13 protein-coding genes and 2 pseudogenes are annotated in these 15,176 nt (G+C 55.4%); 10 read left to right on the top strand and 5 right to left on the bottom strand.

Annotated elements, in window-relative coordinates:
• Positions 1-343: 343 nt before the first annotated feature.
• Positions 344-1,105 (bottom strand): ATP-binding protein, encoded by a 762-nt coding sequence (locus tag HMPREF1219_RS05750; protein ID WP_016457954.1) that lies wholly within the window; start codon positions 1,103-1,105, stop codon positions 344-346.
• Positions 1,102-2,784: an IS21 family transposase gene (gene istA / locus HMPREF1219_RS05745; protein ID WP_016457953.1), complete on the bottom strand. Its 1,683-nt coding sequence runs from the start codon at positions 2,782-2,784 to the stop codon at positions 1,102-1,104. Before istA ends, HMPREF1219_RS05750 begins: the two co-directional genes overlap by 4 nt.
• Before the next feature lie 35 nt (positions 2,785-2,819).
• On the opposite strand from istA, the gene HMPREF1219_RS05740 reads away from it, so the two are divergent.
• The 6 genes and pseudogenes from HMPREF1219_RS05740 to HMPREF1219_RS05720 all read left to right on the top strand — a co-directional run bounded on the left by HMPREF1219_RS05740 (position 2,820) and on the right by HMPREF1219_RS05720 (position 8,584).
• Entirely contained in the window at positions 2,820-3,302 is a 483-nt protein-coding gene (locus tag HMPREF1219_RS05740; RefSeq protein ID WP_040426968.1) for a hypothetical protein, read from the top strand.
• A 217-nt stretch (positions 3,303-3,519) separates the two neighbouring features.
• A pseudogene (locus tag HMPREF1219_RS05735) lies at positions 3,520-3,867 on the top strand (NAD-dependent epimerase/dehydratase family protein); the annotation flags it as partial.
• A gap of 131 nt (positions 3,868-3,998) precedes the next feature.
• Entirely contained in the window at positions 3,999-4,922 is a 924-nt protein-coding gene (locus HMPREF1219_RS05730; RefSeq protein WP_016457950.1) for a DUF6414 family protein, read from the top strand.
• A gap of 125 nt (positions 4,923-5,047) precedes the next feature.
• Positions 5,048-7,363 carry a TOTE conflict system archaeo-eukaryotic primase domain-containing protein gene (locus HMPREF1219_RS05725; RefSeq protein ID WP_016457949.1) on the top strand — a complete coding sequence of 772 codons (2,316 nt, stop codon included), beginning with the start codon at positions 5,048-5,050 and terminating at the stop codon, positions 7,361-7,363.
• 56 nt (positions 7,364-7,419) lie between these two features.
• Positions 7,420-8,322, top strand: coding sequence for a nucleotidyltransferase family protein (locus tag HMPREF1219_RS12485; protein ID WP_016457948.1), 903 nt, complete (start codon positions 7,420-7,422; stop codon positions 8,320-8,322).
• A gap of 4 nt (positions 8,323-8,326) precedes the next feature.
• Entirely contained in the window at positions 8,327-8,584 is a 258-nt protein-coding gene (locus HMPREF1219_RS05720) for a hypothetical protein (RefSeq protein WP_016457947.1), read from the top strand.
• 547 nt (positions 8,585-9,131) lie between these two features.
• Here HMPREF1219_RS05720 and HMPREF1219_RS05715 read toward each other — a convergent pair.
• The gene (locus tag HMPREF1219_RS05715) at positions 9,132-9,578 is read right to left on the bottom strand and encodes a hypothetical protein (protein WP_016457946.1); all 447 of its coding nucleotides are present in this window, start codon (positions 9,576-9,578) and stop codon (positions 9,132-9,134) included.
• A gap of 90 nt (positions 9,579-9,668) precedes the next feature.
• On the opposite strand from HMPREF1219_RS05715, the gene HMPREF1219_RS05710 reads away from it, so the two are divergent.
• Complete coding sequence (locus tag HMPREF1219_RS05710) at positions 9,669-9,986, top strand: hypothetical protein (protein ID WP_156823211.1); 318 nt, start codon at positions 9,669-9,671, stop codon at positions 9,984-9,986.
• A gap of 81 nt (positions 9,987-10,067) precedes the next feature.
• Here the strand turns inward: HMPREF1219_RS05710 and HMPREF1219_RS05705 are convergent, their stop codons facing one another.
• Entirely contained in the window at positions 10,068-11,189 is a 1,122-nt protein-coding gene (locus HMPREF1219_RS05705; RefSeq protein WP_016457945.1) for an SWIM zinc finger family protein, read from the bottom strand.
• Positions 11,190-11,642: 453 nt separating this feature from the next.
• Here HMPREF1219_RS05705 and HMPREF1219_RS12785 point away from each other — a divergent pair, with 453 nt between their 5' ends.
• The 3 genes and pseudogenes from HMPREF1219_RS12785 to HMPREF1219_RS12475 all read left to right on the top strand — a co-directional run.
• A complete protein-coding gene (locus HMPREF1219_RS12785) occupies positions 11,643-11,807 on the top strand; it encodes a hypothetical protein (RefSeq protein ID WP_156823210.1) in 165 nt (54 codons plus the stop codon).
• Positions 11,808-12,487: 680 nt separating this feature from the next.
• Entirely contained in the window at positions 12,488-14,032 is a 1,545-nt protein-coding gene (locus tag HMPREF1219_RS05700) for a hypothetical protein (protein WP_016457943.1), read from the top strand.
• An 89-nt stretch (positions 14,033-14,121) separates the two neighbouring features.
• Positions 14,122-14,316, top strand: a pseudogene (locus HMPREF1219_RS12475) (transposase); the annotation flags it as partial.
• On the opposite strand, the gene HMPREF1219_RS05695 reads toward HMPREF1219_RS12475, so the two are convergent.
• Positions 14,311-14,985, bottom strand: a complete 675-nt coding sequence (locus HMPREF1219_RS05695; RefSeq protein ID WP_281166638.1) for a DUF3800 domain-containing protein — start codon at positions 14,983-14,985, stop codon at positions 14,311-14,313. The pseudogene HMPREF1219_RS12475 and the gene HMPREF1219_RS05695 overlap by 6 nt on opposite strands.
• Positions 14,986-15,176 lie beyond the last annotated feature (191 nt).

Here is a 15,176-nt window from a genome sequence, read left to right as displayed (position 1 = left end):
CGAAGGCACTCCGTTACACGGCGCCCACACCAGGGCCTTCCAGAGTGTGTCACTCCGGCCACAGCCTGGCACCTTGTTGGGGCTGTGCCACCAAAAGACCCGATCCCACTGGAGGTGCTCAAGCAGAAAGCAGAAAACTACGCGCTTCAACGCCGTAACGCTTACCTCACCTCGGGGCTTATCCGCCAGGATGAAAAACCACCACGTTCGAAACGAAACGGTGGTGTCACAGGCTATTGCCAAGAGCGGTGAGTTGGTACTGGGTTTGTGTTGATGTGGTACTGGGGGGTTGTGCGTTGTTGGTACTGGCCCCTGCCAGTGTGAGGCAGGGGCCAGGGGTGGGTTAGTTTTCGGCGTTTTGGGTGTTGAGGTGTCTTCTCATATCGTATTGGCCAATTTTGATGTGTTGACCATTGTTGAGTCTGCTTACTAGCGAGTCTGCGCCGACTGGGTTGGGGAGGGTTTCTCGCCAGTATGCGGCGGTCGATTGTGAGGAGACGATGATGGGCAGACGCCCGTCTCTTTCGAATACGATGCGGGTTAGGTCTTCTTGTCCGCGTTGGTCTATTCCGATGGTGAGGAAGTCATCGATGATAAGCACATCGATGTTGCACAGTTTTCTCATTTTGTCGATATAGCCTTGGTCTGTCGGCAGGAAGACCGCTAGTTCATCTACAAGCTGGTCAAGCCGGTAGTACGCGACACTGAACCCATTTTGGCAGGCGGCAATGCCTAGGGCACAGGCAATGTAGGTTTTTCCTGTTCCTGTGGGGGCGAGGATATGAATGTTGGTGGGGTTTTCCCGCCAGTTGGTTGCTGCCAGCCTTTTCAATTGCCGCATGTTGATGCCACGTTGATCTGGGTGGATAACTTCGTGGAGGGTGGCATCTGGGTAGCGAAATTTTGCTTGTGTGATCGCTTTGTCGATGTTTCTCGCGGTGCGTTGCGCGAAGGCCTCATCTACTGCGGCTAGGAAGATATCCTCGGGAAGCGCATCGGTGTGTGCTTCATCAGTGACAATGGAAAAGAAGACATCGGCAAAGGTTGATACGCGTAGGGTGCGCATTTTTTGACGTGTTGTTTCGTCGACCTCAAAGCGTGTCATTGCAGGTTTGCTCCTTCCTGGCTTGTGTGTGTGCCGTATGGGAACACATCGTTTACAAGGCCGGTGTCACCGTCGTCTGCGTACTGTTCGATCGGTCGGATGAACACGTCATTGGCACTGAACTGCGTTATGTCCACCGGTGTGGACTGTGGTGTGCGTGCCACATCACAACCGCTGCGGTGCGGGGTGTGGCCGTTTTTCATCTCATGGGCGATCGTTGTTTGCAGTCGCTGCAATACCGTCATGGTGGGGACAAGCTTTTTGTTTAAAGCTTCACGGCAGGCCGGTTCAAGGGTTGTTTTACCGTGCTTTTTGCCCAGCTTGGCAAGAATATTGCGTACCTGGAACAACCCTTTGGGAGTGGCCGCTTGATTCCTGTCAATAATCATTGTGACAACGGTAAGCGTTGCCGGCCCGAACGAGGATGCCCAGGAGATAAGCTCATCCCGGGTAAGCACATTATGGCTGGTGTCCCCATCGGCAGGCCCGTGGGCAGGATCGGTTGAATACCGGTATTTAAAACCCGTAAGCCGCACATGTTCCGCGACGATATGCTCCCCGTCAAACAAGGTCACCAGCCCTGGAGTGATCCGTGCAGTAAGTCGTTTACCGACCAGCGTAAAAGGAACCGAATAGTACTGGTAGTCGCACATGACATGCCAGTTACGATCCACCTTGGGGTGTTTCCACACCACATCAGTAAACGCCGTTGCGGGAAGATCCCGCATCACCGGTGCTTCTTCCTCATCGAACCGCTTACGCCTGGTAGTGCCATCCGGGCGGGCAAGACCACTGTTGATGTCCTCCAGCCGGATAGCGATCTCCTCATTAAGATCATCCAGACTGTAAAACGTCACTCCATCGAAATAGCCCATGATCTTGGTGTAGGCAATCTGCACAGCACGCTCAACAGCTGCCTTATCCTTCGGGCGGGCAGGCCGTGTCGGCACGATTGTCATCTGGTAGTAATCAGCCAATTCCTGATACTTGGGCAACACCAAACGATACGTGGAATGCTTCTTCGGGCGATACGTCGCTGTTGGTGCATTATCCGGCACTACAACAGATGGCACTTTCCCTAAATACTCCAAGGCTTGAACATGGCACTCCAACCACGCTGGCATCTTCTCGTTAGCCTTCGCAGTGACAAACATCAACCCGGAATACGGGCACACCGCCACAAACAACGACGCTTTCATCCCCACCTCGCCGGTTGCAGCATCAACGATCGGGACCTTATCGCCTGCCCAATCCACATACAGTTCCTGGCCTGGTTCATGTTCAACCACCCCATCCAGGTCATTAACCCGCAGATAGTCACGCAACCCCGCACAAAACTGCGAATACTGGTACTTCACCTCCCCATCCGCAGACTCGGCTGCCAAGTAATTCATCCACAATTGATTCCTTGTCAGGTGCCGATTGTTCTTCAGACGCTGTGCCAGAGCTTTGAAATCTGGCTGGTCATACGCCTGACGCCGGTTACTGCGCCCATCGGAAAACCTGGAAACAAACCAACCCGGAGGCAGCAAACGAAACGACTCAGCCGTGATCGACTCCTCCGCGATGATGGCCTTCACCCGCGACACATCACGCCGCGAACAGCCAAGAACAGTAGTAATCCGAGAATACGACGCACCATCAAGACACATCGCCATAATCTCTTTGAAGTTAGCCACAAAGACCAACCCCTTCCATGTTGAAACTAGCCACGATGCCACAAGAACATGACGCCGCCACTAACAACAATGAAGGAAAAACCCACCCAGTACCGACTACGCACACCCCCAGTACCAACTACGCAGACAACCGGTACCAACAACCCCTATTTCGCAGCTATTCGCGTCCCAGTATTGCTGACTCCGATGACAACGGTTTCGATACGGTGACTGTCACTGAAGCTAATCAGATGGTGTTTTTCCAAGGGATGCGTATTGCTGTTCCCCGATCGATGAGAAACAGACGTTTCCATCGAACAGTCACAGAAAGCGAACTTGCCTTTTGGGATGCCGAAGACGGTGAACTCACTTTGTCGATCCCGCTTCCGGTGGTCGCTATTGCAAAGACGAAGGCGTTCATCAACTCCTACAACATAAAAGGGGTGTGGATGAAGGATCCACCCAAACAATGGCGTATCAAACGCGAAAATGCCCAAGAACGTTTCGTCACCATTAGCCCAGACGAACTACTCCACTAAAACACGCAGGACTGTGCACACACCCATAGGACACAGTGTGCACAACCTCCTGACAACCAGTGTGCACAACCTGATGACACTCACTGTGCACGAGGTGCTGACACTTTACAACCCGATACAGGAAACCCGGTACCGAACACCGGCACCCGTCAATCCGGGCTGCAGACCTTACCGTCGTAGCAATCAATCATGACCGACAAGTAGACGCAAACATTGGCTCGATGGTCTTCCGATGAAGGTGTTTGGCACCGGTTCCAATACCCGTGACTATGTGTATGTTGGCGATGTTGCTCGGGCGTTCTACCTGGCCAGTGGAGATAAGGGTGGTGGCATGCGTTTCAACATTGATAAGGGTGCGGAGACCAGTGACCGTGATTTGCATTCGCTTGTCGCCGAGGCTGCCGGTGCGACCGGCGATCCGGAGTTCGGCCCTGCCCGCCTCGGTGATCTTGAGCGCAGTTCTCTTAGCTCGACGCGTGATCGCGAGGTTCTCGGCTGGGAGCCGCAGGTGACGTTGAAGGAGGGCATCGCCAAGACGGTAGAGTACTTCCGCACCGTGAAGTAAACGTCGCCCCCCGCCCGGCAACATCCCCGCTGCCGGGCTTTTCTCCGGGGGATTAATGGGCGAGAGTTCCTGAGATCGGCATAAGGATTGATCATTTACGCGAGTATTCCGAAGCAAATATGATTTAGGGTATGGCTACTTATCTTCCAGAATCTGAAGCGTTTGATCTGCGGAGCTATCTGTTCGTAGACAGGCAACGTGTCGGTAGTCTCCTAGCTCAATTCTCTGATGGTCTGCCTGTAGAGAAAACACACAAAGAAGCCCGATCTAACAAGGTACGCGCGGGAATAAAAAACTTCTTCGAAGGGGAAAAGAACACGCAAGCAGAGGAATCGCAAGTACTAGCTGTTGCGGATCTACATGTTTCCCAGCTAGAAGAAAATGCTGAAGCACTCGGCTACCTGGCGGATATTTCTGAAACCACAAGAAGAAGGAGGGACTGGCTGCGGGGGAAAGTAAGGAAGCAGATTAAACCCGGCATGCTGCTCCGCATAACTGCTCCAACTCAGATAACAGACATTTCTTCAATTATTGAGTCCACTCTGGTTTTAAATAAGGCTATCGACCAGGATCCCGATCAATCATTCCAGTCGCTCTTGGAGTTGATGGGCGCAATGTATGGCAAGTCGATTTCAGTTTCTGTGAGACCGGCTGAAGGAACAGACTCGGAATGCTGTTTTGTAGGAGAGATTCCTTATGATTTTGAATTTGGTCCTATGAGGCGTGAGCTCTTATTGTCTCAGATTGGGGCATCACCTATCGAGGCAACGACTCTGATGCAGGTAGCAGCCGTTCCGACAGAAAGAGATGAAAATCCGATTGAGCGATCGATGAACTCGATTCAGGAACTGGCTCAGAAGATTACTACAGGTGCCACAATTAACCGTCGTTACTTAGATGAGTTGATGTCACGGTTAGGGTTGATACTTGGAGATGCTGGCTTTAAGTCTGCGCCAGCGTGGCCTGCAATCAGCGTAATTCCTTTGGCGATATATCGTTATACTCCGAGTACGGAGAAGCTAAAAAATTTCCTAGAAGAGGAACTCGAGGACTAAGAATACTAGACTTCATCGGTCCCGTTTCCGAAAACGAGGTTGCGTGGCATAGAGAGGTAGAGCCCTTGCAATTCTTGGTATTCGAATTAGGGGACTTGGGCTATGGTCTCACGTACTCTTAATCTATGGATCTTGATTCTCGCATTGCCCTCTTGGAACAAATGTGTATGCAGATGCTGTGTGAGATCCGCGAGATTCGCACCAGCGTTTCTGCTCAAGCTCAGGCCCAGAAGCCCGTGGCCGACCGTCTCACGCTGGTTCCATCTTCGCCGCAACATATACCAGAACAATCTTCCCCGGGTTCAGTTCAACAAAGCCGCACCCGCGATAATAACCTCGACCTGTACATGTCTCTGTTCGCTGGACGTGAAGACGTGTACGCCTACGCGTGGGAGAATGTGGCGAAGGGGACTAAGGGATGGGCGCCAGCACGGGAGTATGCGCCGGGGAAAGATAAAGAGGAAAAGGCTTTCTTGCCTTTGATGCGGGACATCATTAGGCGGCACATGTGGGATGAGAACGCGTCGCACAAGGGGATTTACGTCATGCTGCCGGGGGATAGGTGCAAGCTCTTGGTGTGTGACTTCGATGACGGGGATTGGCGCGCAGATGCCCGGGCGTATGTGGAGGTGGCGCGGGCGAGGGGGCTGGATCCGCTGCTGGAGCTGTCGCGAAGTGGCGATGGTGCGCATGTGTGGTTGTTCTTTGAGAAGCCGGTGTCGGCAGCACTTGCGCGGAGGCTCGGGTACCGCCTGGTGGAGGAGGCTGCGGAGAAGCGTCCTGACCTGCGCCTCCACTCGCTGGATCGTTTCTTTCCCTCGCAAGACACGCTGCCGGTGAAGGCGAAGAAGAAGGCAGCGCGGCTCGGCAACCTCATCGCGCTGCCACTGCATTTGGGTTCGTGGAAGTCGAAGCGGACAACGGTGTTCGTCGACCCGGAAACGTTCTCGGAATACGCGGATCAGTTCGGACGGCTCGCGGAGGTCAGGCGCGTGCCGGTGGAGAAACTGGAGGAACTCACCGATACTGAAGCACCGTCGCAGATAGTGTTTGGTGGTGGGGAAGAGCCACCGAAGCGCGAGCCGTATGCGCGCATCGTGAAGGGTGAGAAAGTGACTCTACGGGTGGGGGAGCGCATTGCGGTAACGGGGGACGTCGACAAGCGTGTGCTTGCTGAGCTGAAGTGGCGGGCGACGATTCCCAACCCAGAGTTCTACCGCAAACAAAACTCGAGGTTGAGTACGTATGGAACACCGCGCATCATTCGCCGCTACACCGAGGATGGGGAGCTGAGCATTCCTCGGGGGCTTGTCGACGTCGCACGTCGCGTCCTCACCACCGCCGGCTACGAGGTCACGGTTTCTCGTCCCCGTCCAGCGCGGAAAATTGACGTGGGATTCACCGGTACGCTTCGCCCCAGGCAGCGAAAAGCGGTGAAGGCGATGGAGAAAGACCCGATCGGTATCCTTCTTGCCGATCCCGGCCAGGGCAAGACCGTCATGGCGTGCGCACTCATCGGGCGCAGGAAAGTGCGTACGGCGATTATCGTGCACCGGCGGGAGCTCAAGACACAGTGGGAGAAGCGGCTTGAAAAATTCCTCAGTACGACAGACGGCATCGATGTCTTTTCGCAACAGAAACTCGCACGTCAGGGTGCGGAGCTTCTGCGAGGTTTTGACCAGATAATCGTCGATGAATGCCATGCCGCTGTCGGCCCGCGTGCGGAGGCTGCGTTCGAAGCTGTAAGAGCACGGTACTGGGTGGGGCTCACGGCTACGAACTACCGCTACGACAGGTTGGACCGGCTCATCACCTTCCAGTTCGGTCCCGTCCGCGCGCAGCTACCTGCGGAGGTGACGGCGCGCCGGGATGTGGTTGTTCACCGCACGTCATTCGACAGCGACGCAGTGGATATCGCAGGGCTGTACAACGAGCTTGCCGTTGATTCGGCCCGGAACCTGCAGGTTGCAGCGGATGTTGTGAAAGCACTTTCTGGAGGACATAGCTGCCTGGTGCTGGTAAACCGCCTTGATGCGCTAAGCAACATTGAGAGCAATATTCGTGAGCTGTGTACGGCAGGCGGGGTTTCGGTGCCGGTGGTGAATCTGTCCGGGGCTTCGTCGCCGGAGGACCGGGAACGTGTGCGCGTCGTAGTAGGACGTGGGCAGGCATGTTTAGTCGCGATGGGGCAATCCGCGGGTGAAGGGGTGGACATGCCGAGCATGGACACGCTGTTTCTTGCAGCACCGTTCCGGTTTAAGGGGCTGGCCATACAGTACACCGGCCGGGTCACGCGTGACCCGAACCGCGACGCAGTGGTCCACGATTACGTCGATGCCAATGTGCCCATGCTTGTTCAGATGATGACGGGGCGGCACTCGTCGCTGAAGAAAACTGGGTGGCAGATAGGAAAAGAGATTTCCACGAAGACAGCTGATTAAAAACTAGGTACCATGACACTATCCCGTGAATTCATTTTTGGGCGATAGGGTCGTTTATGGCAGATGAAGCTGATTGGCGGTTCCTCGTAGAAGATCCTCCGTTTGCGAAGAATGCTGTAAATACATTGGGAAAATACTATTCAGGCAAAAGATCTAGCCCTCCCGATAGCGCTGCCGATATAATCACTTGGTACAGAAATTTGGGGGAGCGAACTAGAGATGCCTTAACAGAATTCCTCCCGCCCAGTTTCGCAGGGTGCTCTCTATTGGCTGCCAATACCCGAGTCAAAACTGGTCTAACCATAGCTGACAAGATTAAACGCCAGCATATCCAGCTTTCGCATATGTTTGATTTTGTTGGAGTCCGTCTGGAATGGGATTGCTATCTGTCGGATTTGATGTCCATGGCGGAGCACATTTGTGATGAACTTGTACCCCTAGGGGTAAAAGTTGAGATTAAAGACTATAGAGAGAAGTCTCAACACGGATACCGGGCGGTGCACTGTGTAATTACTTCCCGTGCTGGTCGCGTTGAAGTCCAACTGCGTACGCTTTTTCAGTCGCGTTGGGCGAACGCTTTTGAAATTCTCGGTGATATTGCTGGTCGATCCATTCGGTATCAGGACGATCCGATAATTCCTGACAAGCGGTTCGAATCCCTGTATCACCGGCTTTTGGATCTATCAGAGGGGTTACATCGTGCGGAGCGGACGACAGAAGAAAGTACTGAATCGATAAATCGGGCCTTACGGCTGTCGATTACTAAACATCATCGGATTTTGATCGAGCCAAAGTTTCACGAGCTCAGATCACAAAGTTTTCGATATTTGGCGGAATCCGAGTTAGCCCAAGCAAAGGCGGCGAGGGCAAATCTTCAGACTCTCGATGCCTTGCAGGGTTTACTTCAATCACTAAATGAGCTAAGAAAAGGAGTAACAAGCCAAGAAGGAAGGGAGTGATCGTATGAAAGACTTTGTTTTAATTTACAACCGTATTTCTGGAGCTCTGCGGCTCTCTGAGTTTGACGATCCAGCAGAGGCAGTGCGTGTTCGCCTGGAACGCGAAAAAGAATACAGGGACGACCCGAACACTGAGGTCGTACTCATCACCGCTGAGAGTCTCGATGACATCAAGAAAACCCACTCCCGCTATTTCATGGACGTAGCGGACAATTTCTCCCTCTCGGGAAATTACGACCTTGTCGGGGTAGAGCAGGCTTAAAGCGTGTCCCGTGCTCAGTCTTTCGCGAGGCGTAAACGGACGGTCGGCGAGGTTGTGACGGGGTTCACAGTCGTGGGGATTGGCGGCGAGGGCATTTTACGGAAGCGTGTATAACTAGGTAGTTCGACGTTCGTTGAGGGAAGTCGAACACGATGAGGGCAATTAGTTTGTGGCGAGGTGGGGCATACCCACTCCACAGGGTTAGTACGTGTCATCTGCCGTTGCTGGTTAGAGGCGTGTGTATCTTCTCCGGTCGCGATGGATCGCTCGTGTTACGACGTAGCGCATACTATCAAGGCACTTTGGTGGGCGAGGAGTCAACGATATGGGCATCGTTGAAGGTCAGGCTCATTCATTGGAAAAAGGACTGACTTGCTGGTGGTTGCAAGAGGAAACGATGATCCTGTCTGGGAAATTGTGAGAGATGCGATTGGCTTTAGGGGGCTATCACAGTTACTCGGGCCCAAATCACTGTGTTAGAGATGTCGGGTCGAGTACCTGGCGGTGACGAAGCTGCCTTACTGGGAAGTGCCGGGGAGTAGAAGCTCTAAGAGATACGAGTGTCATCGCCCTGCGGGAAGCTCTCGATCGCGGTAGCGAGGTCCTGTTGCTTGATGAGCGGGGAATAGGCGCCGAAGTCGTGGTGGGGGAGGCGCTCGGGGATGCAGTCGATGTAGTGGTCGAGCCAGGTGACGATCCTTTGGGAGCTCGGCGGGTAGGCGTGGCAGAAGCGTTCGTGAAGGGTGAGGGCGCGGGTGAGGAGCGGAGTCCAAGAGTCATCATGGGTGGCGAAGTCGCAGCCAAGCTTGACGGCCTGCTCCACGGCGGAGAGGAGATGGGGGCCGCGATCAGGGGTGAGGGCGTTCTCAAGGGTGTCGAGAAGCTCACCAAACGTGGTGGCGAGGGTGGGGGCAGCATCAGGTTCGGAACCACCCAAAGTGTTCATGATGGCGGAGTAAAAATCGTAGGGGAGGTCCGATATGGATGCGTACATGAAGGCCCCGAATTCTGCGGGGGGCCGGCATGGTCCACGGCCCACGCGGTGAGTCCGTCTTCACTGAGGTTGCCGTTCGCGTGCAGTTCTATGAGTGTCTTGCCGAGGTCCTCCAGCGTTGAGTGCGCGAAGAAGCGGGTGAGGGGCATCTCGGTCCAGGCGGGGGACGAACTGGTCAGCGGTGTGCGGGAAGACACGGAGGCCGACGGCGACGAGGTGTGGGCACCAGTCGCGTGGCCCGTCGCTGACTGTGGGGCACGAGCAGGAGAAAGTGATCTGATCCTCGAGCGATTCGATGGTCACGTTGTGCGTGGTGTACTGGTGCCGCTTCCGACGCTGGCTTCGATGCGCTCGGGGGGATCCGCAGGTTTCGCTTGCCGGAAGGCCTCAGGGGAGGAGATGCTCTAGAGGAAGCGGTGGGTGAGGATGCGTGCGAGCGGGATGGGACGCTAGGTGAAGGAGACGCGTGGTGGCCCTGGCCTGATGTGGTTACTCCTCCGCTGTTTCCGAGAGGCGGATGAGTTCCGCGAGCTCGTCGGGGGCGATGGTGACACCTGAGTTCGGGGTTTGAGCCTTAGCAATGATCTCTCGAGCCTTATCAAGCTCGCCGTGCTCACCGTAATTGTTTGCGAGGGCAAACCAGTTGCCACGCTCGGCGAGGAGTGCGCGGTAGGGCTCGGGGTCGTACGCGATAAGCGATAGATAAGCATCGAGGATCTTGTTTTTGGCTTCGATTGCGCGGTTCATAGCGGTGGCAAGATCAAGATGATTGACACACTGGACGTAGGGCGAGAAATCGTAGACGGGGAGGCGGGAGTCAATGGCCTCAATGTTGTTCTCCAACCACGAGACGACGTGGCGTGAATCTATTCCGTACATGCAGCAATACGCCAGGTGAAGATTGATCGTTAGGCCCAGGAAGGTGGTGTAGTGTTCATCCCTATCTGCTAATACGTACAGAGCCTCTATCATCTCCTCAATGGTCGGCAGAAGTCGGGCACCCCGCTCGTCTCCTAGCAGCAGATTGAAGGATCCGATTGTCATCTGCCAATCTTCGTAGAGGTGGTCATCTTCCGGTATTTTGTCTGCCGAATTGTAAACACCGGAAACAGTAAGGAGAGTTCGCACGCTCATCGCTATCACGGCGCTCGTCTCCTCTGGTGTACCAACGCTAAGCACAGCAGGGACGATTAGATTGTTTTCGTTCAGCCCTAGCTCGTGCCGCAAACCATCGAGGACATCCACGAGCTCTTTCCGTGTCGCCTCTTGGAGGAAGCGGTCAAAGATCGCATCCCTATCCAGACCCGGTTTTGAGGAGTTCTTTACCTTCCGGCAAAAAAGAAGCGCGACGGCGATGCTGTGTTTGCACCACGGCTGGTCAAGGTGGCACGTGCAGGAGGATGTGGCCGTAGCTGAGGTACCAGTCATGTCGGAATCGATGGTGACTGTGTACGGCTTACCAGGAATTTCGTACACCGATGCCTCAATATGAGTGGGGGAAGCTTTGTATACTTCGATGTTCTGGACTGCCTGGGCACTCTCGAAACTGCTTTTTTCGGAGACCCACATGAGATAGTCGCGGGTGAGAATTTGTGTAAGTGGTTTATCCATGGGTTCATCCTATGTGGAGGTGGGAAACACTGAGCGCAACATTGTCGAACATCGGTGTGCTTGGTTTTCTATGCAGGTGACGTGGCTGAAGCGTGGTTCTAGGGGCGTTGAGAAGCATCCACATCCTCAGGCCGTGGGGACTGATATGACCGGAGAGGTTGCTTCTCCGATCAGAGGAGTATCTTTTGCAGGTCGTGCGCCTGCTCCAGGAGGTCTGAGTGGTGCTTGTCGTGAGCAGCGAGAATGCGAAGCGCCTCCGTCGCCTTGTCAACCGCTGGTCTAAGGTACTCGTCCCGATCGGAGAGGACCAGTTCCTAAAAGGATTGAAGGAGGTTCTTCCAATCCCCGTAGAATCTGCTGCAACCCAAGGCATCCACAGTTGCGGTTGAGGATGCGACACCCTCCACCGGGGAGAGACCAGACAAGGCGACGAGGTTTCGCACCTCCACCAGCATGATCTTGCCCATCTCCTACGGTGACCCCAACGCTGTGCGCAGCGGTGAGGATCAGGTACTGATCGTCCTGGCCGAGGCTATCTCGAAGCTCGTTAGGCATCTCGACGAGCTCTGCTCGCGCGGCCTTCTCCAGGAAACGCTCAAAGAGGGTGTCCGTGTCTAGCCACGGCTTTGTCGGGTCCTCCGCATCCGGGCAGCACCGCAGTGCTACCGTTACGCTGTGCGAACACCATCGTCGCCCCCACGTGCAGGTGCAGCTCGCTTTGGCTTTTGAACCCACTGATTCGATGGTTACTGTCTGTGTGTTGCCAGCAGAGTCCTGGACCAGACCCTCAACAAGGGTGGGCGACTTTTCGGTGACCCTGGTGACATAGGCGACGTGTGGGTAATGGCCGATTTCGAAGCTGTAGCCGTCGGCAACCCACATGAGGTAGTCGTGCGAGAGGATCTCAGAAAGCGGGGTTGGTCTAGCAGGTGGTGTGGTGGGAAGTGCCATGCCTTTTAACAGTATGTGCTGAGGAGCATTCATGCAGGGGAACGCGGCTTTGGAAGCATGTGCGAAAAACGCTACCGGGGTGTGTGTCGGCCAGTTATACTAAATGGTGTTGGTGTTCGTAGAGACGAACAGCTTCTCGCCCACGGGATGGGGCGAAATCTTCCGGGGAAATCCATTTTTTCATTTGCAGCGCGCCGACGTGGCGACCGCTTACGTGGTCGTTCGCCATTGCGCTCACCAACTGAATAGTCACAACCGACAACCTGGCCGGTGTCGGCCAGTGCTGCGCTGAGGCCCATCTGTCTTTGTTTGCTGTGGGGCCACGGTGCACAAAGAAAGGAAAGATCATGGAAACAAGGATGAGCAGGGAGCAGCTGGAGGAGCTCGTACACATTTTCGTCTCGTGGGTGGGGACGGAAGACCCGCAAGTGCCGGAGCGCGTGCGTGACCGGATGACGATGGTCGCGGAAAAGCAATCGATGCTGTTCGAACTTGGGCCGTCGAACATCCACGACTCGGAGATCGCCGACCAGGTGGCGGCCGTTGTGCCGTTGCACGCCAATGCCGGTGGCGGGTTCATCGTGGTGGGCATCGATCCGGCGACACTGGAGCCACTCGGTACCGCCATTGACTCGAGGTGGCTGACAGCCCGGCTGGAGCGAACCGTCGACGCAGCAGTAGAGATAAAGAAATGGATCGTTTGCGGTGTGGAGATACTGGTGGTGTACGTGCTGCCAGCGATATCGCCCGTCAGTGATGAAAACGGGAATCTTGTGCTGCCATCCGGCACGGTCGATCGGGGCCAGTGGTGGTCGGATGAGGCATCCGATGCGTCGACGAGCGTCGTATCGGCAGAAACGATGGACATCGTGCGCGTGTGGGTGGGGGAGTGCGCCGGCATGTCCGACGAGGAGGTGCTCGTCCACATCGGGGCGGCAACACACGCGGGGAAGCTCACCAACATGGGCTTCTACCTGTTGGCGCCCGTGGGCGTGCCTCGGTTCAGCGTGAATCGGGAGTGGGCCACGGGAAGGAGCCTGCTGGAGGGGCTTGTGAACGTCGAAAAGCTCATCAGTGAGCTGAACAAGCCGGTGGAGTGGGGTGTGGGTGAGCTCAAGGCCGCCTCCCGGCCTGTGCCCGAGCAGACCGTGCGCGACACGCTGGCCTACGTCCTGAGCATGAACAAGCTCAACCACCCCGTGGAGATCACGTGGAGCTCCGACAGAACTCTCACCTTCGAGTACGTGCCCCGCGAGGGCATGAACCGGCAGATGCTGGATCTCCTTCGGGCGGTGGGGTTTGCCAACCCACGCATGCAGGGCCAGTCGAGCTTCCCCATTTCCGGGAAGGCGATGATCATGCTCGGACTGACCCCGCCTCGCTTCGATGACACCCATGTATACCTGTTCGGCGGGGAGCCGGATTGGAATGTCGTCCGCTTTTTGCGGGGCATTCGCCCGCAGCGGATCCTGGAAAATGAGCTGGTGCTGCGCGCGCTTGACCGGCTTTTCCAGGAGCCGTACGTGACGGCGCGGTCCCTAGCGGGGGCGCTGTCCATCGATGAGGGATCGGCGCTGGACGTGCTCATCGTATTGTCGGTGTCTGGTGCCGGTGGCAGCGGGATAATTAGGGGGCACTGCCATGGTTGGGTTCTCGGCGACGGTGCACGGCACCTGCTCGGCCATCGACTGGCGTACCTGCGCCCGGCGAAATACGACGGGTTAACCGGCTTGCGTACCTTCCTCGACCAGTACGGCACGGTAAATGAGGATGACCTTGTTGCCTTGCAGGGCGCGGACGCGGAGGAGGCGGAGGATCTTCTCCTGGAGATGGAAGTCGACGGTGTGCTCGAGGAGCGGACAACCGGTGAGTACGCGGTGAAGGCGCACTAGCGTCGGCGGTGTGCAGCGAAGGTGCTGCAGCCCCTGTTACCCACCTGGAGAGCCCAGCCGTTGACAAGTACGCTGGGCATCATGTGGGACAAAGCTTTATCAACCAGATCCTTTCCGTCCAAGCCGACACGATCTGTGGTGCCGAATATGCCACCGTGTCTGATCAACGGGTAAACACTCGTAGCGGCTACCGGCATCGCCAACTAGATACCCGGGTGGGAAGCATCGCTGTAGCGATCCCGAAACTACGCACTGGAAGCCTCTTTCCCGATTGGCGGCTAGAGCTTAGCTCGGAATGATGCTCGGCGGACCTGTTCGAGCTTTAATCGATTCTGAGTTGCTAGTGTCCCCGCAGCTATGACGGGCCGATAGAGGTGAAAAATTTGAGAATGGTGGAGGTCTTCGACTGAGCGGTCACAGAGATGAAGTTTGGAATCGTAAGTGAATGCACCACGGGCAGGCGACAGGGAATTTTCCACGGGTATCCAACGGTAACGGGACTTTTCGACCAACTGATATTCGATAGCCCTCTTAACGAGTGCGCACACCCAATCTGCGAATTGAATGTTCGAGGACAGCTCGCTGTCGATATGCATTGGGGGCTCGATTATCCGTCGCATTTCGTGAAATTCGGTGGAACGTCCGAAAATGTGGGCGTACATTTCAGGAAGACGCTGCTTGCGTGCCTTTTCGTTGATTTGGTCCATCATGACTAGGACGTTTTCGTTGCACTTATCAGCATGACGAGCGATTCGGTTAAGGGTCTCCTGCATAGAAATGTGCTCTCGCTGTCTGAACTCCTCAGGACCGCAATTCGATTCTTTGGGAGTACCGATTGGTTTCTCCTCTGCGTAATAGAACAGTGAACCATTCAGCTTTCGAAGTCTCGAAATGAGCGAACCTAAAACTCGCAAGTTTTGTGGGCGCTGTTGCGCGGGGGCATCTAGTAACACTGTGGTGACTATCCAGTAACGCAATGGTGAGTATCGAGTAACGCTGTGGGAGAAGGGTCTTCTGACCGCGTGGCAACAGGGCACGTGGCATCATGAGAGGAGTCCGATCGTGACTGATTATCGGGCCGTGATGGATCTTGTCTTTCAAGGCTGGTCCGTCCGCCACATCTGCTCGACTGTGCGATGCTCAC

It is taken from the genome of Corynebacterium pyruviciproducens ATCC BAA-1742 (genome assembly GCF_000411375.1).
Taxonomy (GTDB): domain Bacteria; phylum Actinomycetota; class Actinomycetes; order Mycobacteriales; family Mycobacteriaceae; genus Corynebacterium; species Corynebacterium pyruviciproducens.
This window is presented reverse-complemented; position numbering and strand designations above follow the sequence as displayed.

What these genes read in the sequence shown, in the direction of transcription:
- HMPREF1219_RS05725 (WP_016457949.1), top strand. Translation starts at nt 5,048, where the DNA reads ATGGATCTTGATTCTCGCATTGCCCTCTTGGAACAAATGTGTATGCAG.
- HMPREF1219_RS05750 (WP_016457954.1), bottom strand. Translation starts at nt 1,105, where the DNA reads ATGACACGCTTTGAGGTCGACGAAACAACACGTCAAAAAATGCGCACC.
- HMPREF1219_RS05730 (WP_016457950.1), top strand. Translation starts at nt 3,999, where the DNA reads ATGGCTACTTATCTTCCAGAATCTGAAGCGTTTGATCTGCGGAGCTAT.
- HMPREF1219_RS05705 (WP_016457945.1), bottom strand. Translation starts at nt 11,189, where the DNA reads ATGGATAAACCACTTACACAAATTCTCACCCGCGACTATCTCATGTGG.
- HMPREF1219_RS12485 (WP_016457948.1), top strand. Translation starts at nt 7,420, where the DNA reads ATGGCAGATGAAGCTGATTGGCGGTTCCTCGTAGAAGATCCTCCGTTT.
- HMPREF1219_RS05720 (WP_016457947.1), top strand. Translation starts at nt 8,327, where the DNA reads ATGAAAGACTTTGTTTTAATTTACAACCGTATTTCTGGAGCTCTGCGG.
- HMPREF1219_RS05715 (WP_016457946.1), bottom strand. Translation starts at nt 9,578, where the DNA reads ATGTACGCATCCATATCGGACCTCCCCTACGATTTTTACTCCGCCATC.
- HMPREF1219_RS05710 (WP_156823211.1), top strand. Translation starts at nt 9,669, where the DNA reads ATGAGTGTCTTGCCGAGGTCCTCCAGCGTTGAGTGCGCGAAGAAGCGG.
- HMPREF1219_RS05700 (WP_016457943.1), top strand. Translation starts at nt 12,488, where the DNA reads ATGGAAACAAGGATGAGCAGGGAGCAGCTGGAGGAGCTCGTACACATT.
- HMPREF1219_RS12785 (WP_156823210.1), top strand. Translation starts at nt 11,643, where the DNA reads ATGATCTTGCCCATCTCCTACGGTGACCCCAACGCTGTGCGCAGCGGT.
- HMPREF1219_RS05740 (WP_040426968.1), top strand. Translation starts at nt 2,820, where the DNA reads ATGCCACAAGAACATGACGCCGCCACTAACAACAATGAAGGAAAAACC.